The organism is Photobacterium nomapromontoriensis, from assembly GCF_050336815.1.
GTDB lineage: Bacteria > Pseudomonadota > Gammaproteobacteria > Enterobacterales > Vibrionaceae > Photobacterium > Photobacterium nomapromontoriensis.
Window position 1 is genome coordinate 1 of sequence record NZ_JAKJSL010000013.1, and the last position, 3,680, is coordinate 3,680.

The 3,680-nt window shown below is 43.2% G+C and carries 4 protein-coding genes and 1 pseudogene; all 5 read left to right on the forward strand.

The window, feature by feature from the left end:
* The first annotated feature begins 384 nt into the window (after positions 1-384).
* Complete coding sequence (ltrA, locus tag L4D12_RS00695; protein WP_428445891.1) at positions 385-1,674, forward strand: group II intron reverse transcriptase/maturase; 1,290 nt, start codon at positions 385-387, stop codon at positions 1,672-1,674.
* Positions 1,675-1,987: 313 nt separating this feature from the next.
* Entirely contained in the window at positions 1,988-2,266 is a 279-nt protein-coding gene (locus tag L4D12_RS00700; RefSeq protein WP_428445892.1) for a type II toxin-antitoxin system Phd/YefM family antitoxin, read from the forward strand.
* Positions 2,266-2,542: pseudogene (locus L4D12_RS00705) on the forward strand (type II toxin-antitoxin system RelE/ParE family toxin). Before L4D12_RS00700 ends, L4D12_RS00705 begins: the two are co-directional and overlap by 1 nt.
* Positions 2,543-2,688: 146 nt before the next feature.
* Positions 2,689-3,096: a hypothetical protein gene (locus tag L4D12_RS00710; RefSeq protein ID WP_428445893.1), complete on the forward strand. Its 408-nt coding sequence runs from the start codon at positions 2,689-2,691 to the stop codon at positions 3,094-3,096.
* A gap of 19 nt (positions 3,097-3,115) precedes the next feature.
* Entirely contained in the window at positions 3,116-3,421 is a 306-nt protein-coding gene (locus tag L4D12_RS00715; RefSeq protein ID WP_428445894.1) for a hypothetical protein, read from the forward strand.
* Positions 3,422-3,680: the final 259 nt, after the last annotated feature.

The following is a 3,680-nucleotide window of genomic DNA, read 5'->3' on the forward strand; positions in this document are numbered from 1 at the left end:
GTGCTGGTATCGCTCCGATAAATGTGCTGGTATCGCTCCGATAAATACTAGAACTGACTGACGAGGTTTGTAACGCCATCGAAGTCCATGCAAAACAGCCGTTATTCATGCTAATGAAAGGGTGAGGTTGTGGCGAGTCAGCGGAGTTATCAAGCCGTGGCATGTATAAAGAGATGTATCAGGAACTTGAGAGATCCAAAGATGCTCCACAAGGAAAGTGGTAGGGTTGTTAAGTCAAAAACGAGACGAACGAGGGCCCTTTGGAAGTCAGATCAGCCCGTAGTAGTCCGAGCAGGGGAAAGCCTTGTGCATGGCGAAGGAGCTGACAGTTATATCCGGCATTAAGCAGACACATAGCCCAGACAAAGTAGGGCTGGGAACGCTATGACAACCACACTTGATGCCATCGCATTTAAAGCACAGACCCACCCCAATCACAGGTTTCAGAATCTCTACGGACTATTGGACGCTGATAGCCTGTATCAAAGTTGGGGCCAGCTAAATAAGCAAGCCAAACCCGGCATTGACGGCATTACCATGCCCCAATACACGGTGAAGCTGAAAGACAATATCACCCGCTTGAGTCGTCAGCTCAAACAGAAATGTTACCGAGTGAACGACATTAAGCGCATCTTCATCCCTAAATCGAACGGTAAATTACGGCCTTTAGGCTTACCTACCGTTGATGACAAGCTAGTACAGCAGAGTGTCAGTCAGATCTTACAAAGTATTTGGGAACAAGACTTTCTGCGCAACAGTTATGGGTATCGACCGAATAAAAGTGCCCACCAAGCGGTGCATAGTTTAACGCTCAATCTGCAATTTAGTGGCTACGGATATATCGTCGAGGCTGATATTAAAGGCTTCTTTGATAACCTTGACCATGAATGGCTGATGGCGATGCTAAAGCAACGCATTGATGACCAAGCAATACTTAACCTGATCAACCAATGGTTAAAGGCACGGATAAAATCCCCTGATGGTGTTACGACTAAGCCAATAAGTGGGAGCCCACAAGGCGGGATCATTAGCCCTGTGCTGGCCAATATTTATCTGCATTACGCCCTAGATTTGTGGTTTGAAAAGAAAGTAAAGCCGAGGATGAAAGGCCGAGCGATGATGATCCGCTATGCAGATGATTTTGTCTGTGCGTTTCAATTTGCTCATGACGCCGAGCGCTTTTATAAGGYANTCCCGAAGCGATTAAAGCGATTCAACTTAGACGTTGCTGAAGATAAAACATCCCTGATGCCATTTAGCCGATTTAAAATTGGTCGAAAGCGTCACTTTGTTTTTCTCGGGTTCGAGTTTTACTGGGGTAGGGATTCCAAGGGGAAAGCGCGGCTTAGRCGGCGAACTGCCGTAAAGAAGCAGAAAGCGACCCTCAGRGAATACTACTTATGGATCAAAGCGAAACGTTCATTAAAACTGAGCGAATGGCTGCCCCAGCTAAAACGCAAGTTGATTGGGTTTAGGAATTATTTCGGACTGCCAGACAATAGTCGAAGCATGTCATACGTCTATGACTATGTGCTGCATAGTTTATACAAATGGCTGAACCGACGCAGCGGAAGGCGAAGTTATAACTGGAGTAATTTCAAGAAGATGTTAGGGTATTTTAATATTGTGCAGCCGAAAGTCAGCAAGCGATTTGTGGTTGTTGATTGGTATTAGGGTCGTGTTTTACACGAGTGAACGTATAACTGAAGAGCCGGATGCGGTAGTTCCGCACGTCCGGATCTGTGTGGGGTCGGTCTGGTAACAGGCCGCTCTACCACGATGTAGTAAGGAGGCAACCAAATCAATGCCATAGATAGATTGTGACATGGTGGCCTCCGAAATATTATCAAACCAGACTCATCAAGTGTGGCAGAGTCTGGGTAAGGGGGAGTCCATGCCATTCGTTAGTACACCTAATTGACTTCTTGCTCACAGATTCCATTTGAACTATTATTTGTACATTATTTTGTACTATTTGGAGTTCAATATGAGTCGCATTCATTTCGATCAAGATATTCAGCCTCTTTCTGAGTTTCGTGCAGGTGTAACCTCATTCATTAAACAAATCAATGAGACACGCCGACCTTTAGTGATTACTCAACGCGGTAAGGGGGTTGCAGTTGTACTCGACGTTGCAGAGTATGAAGCAATGCAGGAAAAAATTGAGTTACTGGAAGAGATGAGAACAGCAGAAGCACAATTAGCTTCTGGGTTAGGTGTGTCTAATGAAGATGCTCGTACTCAAGTGCTGGGACGTATCAAATAATGAAAGTAGTTTGGTCTCCATTAGCTCTCGAAAAGCTTGGTGATGCTGCTGAGTTCAAACCCAGTGGCTGCCAAAAACTGGGTTAACGAGATTTTCGACAAAACTGATTTACTTGGGACTATGCCTGAAATGGGACGAATGGTTCCAGAAATGCCACATACGCAATATCGTGAAATCTTGTTTGGTCACTATCGTATTATTTACAGTTTAGGTCTTGAAATTCGCATATTGACTGTTCGTAACTGTCGTCAGCAGTTATCTGAAAGTGACGTCTAAACCGGTGTTCATACAAGCATTTAAGACGGATTCCCAACGCTTGGTATTTTAGGCTTACTTCGTTTTAAGTGTTTATGTCACAATGGTTTAGGTTAGGTGGTTGGCGTTGCTCACCACTTAACGCAGAGTATGTTCTTGGTGAATAAATGAGACGAAAAAGACTAAATCATTATTCGGATGTTTTATGCAAGATGTTTGTAGGCTGGCGTATGGGTGATGACCTTGAAGCATTGTCAGAATTACCGAATGGTGTCTTAGTTCTAGACCTTATTAATGCTTCAGCAACGCACTCAGAAGTGGGTCAACTAAGACTTTGGATCTCAGGTGAATTGAGCGAATGGTTAAAGCAAACTGCACTTAAAGAAAACATCGATATTTCGAAGTTGAATAGCGTAACTTTATCTGTCTACATTGATACTGATAAGGTAAAAACTCATAAGAAAAAAGTTGTAATGTTTCACTTTGATTATCGAACTGAAATTATGACTAATAGTAAAAAATATGTTGATTGCCTCAACGAGGTCAGCCGTTGGCATACGAGGTTAAGAACATAGCAAGTTTTCAAGGCGATATATGAGTAAATATAGGCAAATTTTCGAATACTCAAGACCTGGATATTTAAAAGACCTGAGTGTTAATCGTAAGTGTGAACAAGGACTTTTAACTGTTTGGCTACAAGTACTTGACGGTGAACTGGTTAAGTCTATCGAACTGTCAGGGTTTGAGGAGCTAGCTGATGCCATAAGTCCTATTTTGATTGCAGACCGAGTAATAATATCTGAAGAGCTTGGTACTCAAAAAGAGTTCGGTTCAATTCGAATAGAGTGTTGGGCAGATACTGATTACTCTGAGTTTTGGTGTGATTCGGCAGCAGTGTAATGAACATAACAAATAAGGTTATGTGCTGCGCAGCCAGCACCTAGCCGAAGTGTTGAAGAAGTCCAAGCCTCCTTATATAAGTAAATATTGCGAATGGGGTGGAAGGTGATCAAGGTGAAGTGACGATATGGATGCGCGTGTCGGCCTTGGCGTGAGCCTATGATTTTAACGCATTGAATGTTAGGCTTTAGTTCTCCTTCTGGTTAAAAGTGGTCGCCATTATCCTTATTATTGGTTACATGTTATTTGGGCCGTAAGA